The organism is Paenibacillus forsythiae T98 (assembly GCF_000520735.1).
Taxonomy (GTDB): domain Bacteria; phylum Bacillota; class Bacilli; order Paenibacillales; family Paenibacillaceae; genus Paenibacillus_AQ; species Paenibacillus_AQ forsythiae.
The window spans coordinates 1-1,241 of record NZ_ASSC01000309.1; the positions used below are offsets into that span (position 1 = coordinate 1).

General features: G+C 59.5%; 1 protein-coding gene. It reads right to left on the bottom strand.

What is annotated here, in order from left to right; genetic code table 11:
• The coding region (locus tag L692_RS28330) for an S-layer homology domain-containing protein (RefSeq protein ID WP_036723080.1) at positions 1-1,241 on the bottom strand (1,241 nt) is incomplete at both ends.

The following is a 1,241-nucleotide window of genomic DNA, read 5'->3' on the forward strand; positions in this document are numbered from 1 at the left end:
CGCGTTACGCTGCCCTCCGGCCTAAAGCTCTTATCGTCCACACCATCCGCAATTTGTCTCGCCGCCATAATTTCAATGGTGTGCTTGGCCCAGTGACCCGCTATATCGGCAAAGGTTCGCGTCGATTCCATGACCGTATAAATGCCGAACCGGCCGCTCGTTGCCGTCAGCTTGCCGCCTGCCGCCCGGCCGCCAATGTACTCCCAGCCGGTTCCCGCATCGTTCAGGCGATAAACGCCCAGCAAATCGGCGTCTTCCGTTCCCGTCGGAACCGGCAGCGCCAGCGTTATCAGGCCGCCAGGGCCGCCTGCCAAGGAGTCTCCCGCTTTGGCCGACAGTGAATATGCATATACGGCATCGGATACGGTATGCTCCGGCGCTGCGGGGAGACTGGTTGAAGCAGGATGCTCAAGCAGCAGACTTAACTGCGGATACCCTCCCAGCGCAGCCGAAGGCAGGCTCCAGGTTGCGCCTTTCTCGCGAAGCGCCAGATTTTTGCCGTAATCCACGAACAATTTCGCAATGTCATTGGACAGCCGAAGCTCTTTGGCGGACTTTTCGTCTATGCCGTTCATCGCGTCCATATCCAGCAGAAGAGTCTTCTGCCCGGAATTTTTCAGCAGCTTTCCGACCTTCTCCCCGTCCAGCTTAAGGACGCTCCGGCCCGTCTCCTGCACAATTTCTCCCACCTCGGTAAGAGAGGACGCCTTGAGAGCCTCTTCTCCGGAAGCCGCGCCTCCTCCCGGCCCTGCGCCGCCCAGAAGAGCGCCTCCGCCAGGGGCAGGGGCAGGTGTGCCGATCGCAAAATCCCAGGAATAGTCATGCCCAAGCGTATTCCCGTTGTTGGCCGCCACGCTTCCGTCCATCTTGACCACATAAGCCGTATCTTTCTTCAATCCGTTGTATGTCAGAATGAGACGCCGCAGCTTGGCTACGCCGGGCTCCCAATCCGTCCCTTGCTTGATGTACTCCTGACTGGAGTAGCCGATTCGGGCGGAGGAATTCTTCTCGGTCAAGCTGATCTTCTGCAGAACCGAGTCAAGCGTCGCATCAATCCCGTTGGTAAAATCGAATTGCAGCACCGTATTGGAAGGCTCCTTGGACACCACCGTCATGCCGACGCTGAATGGAGCCGGGTTAGCTCCTCCCAGCTCTCCGCTCGGCCCGTTGCTGCTTATATTCCCCGCCGCGTCAACAGCCTGCACCCGCACCGTATGCGGGCCTGTCGGCAGCCCCCTGGC